1 rRNA gene is annotated in these 267 nt (G+C 50.2%); it reads right to left on the minus strand.

The annotated features are described in order from the left end of the window. Positions 1–267 (minus strand): 23S ribosomal RNA (locus tag FS628_RS30630); the annotation flags it as partial.

Genomic DNA, 267 nt, shown 5'->3' on the forward strand with positions numbered 1-267 from the left:
GCTTCAAAGGCTCCCACCTATCCTGTACAGATCGTACCCAAATTCAATATCAAGCTGCAGTAAAGCTCCATGGGGTCTTTCCGTCTTGTCGCGGGTAACCTGCATCTTCACAGGTATTAAAATTTCACCGGATCTCTCGTTGAGACAGCGCCCAAGTCGTTACGCCATTCGTGCGGGTCAGAATTTACCTGACAAGGAATTTCGCTACCTTAGGACCGTTATAGTTACGGCCGCCGTTTACTGGGGCTTCGGTTCACAGCTTCGGGA

The organism is Paenibacillus xylanexedens, assembly GCF_007676705.1.
In the GTDB taxonomy this organism is placed as follows: Bacteria; Bacillota; Bacilli; order Paenibacillales; family Paenibacillaceae; genus Paenibacillus; species Paenibacillus xylanexedens_C.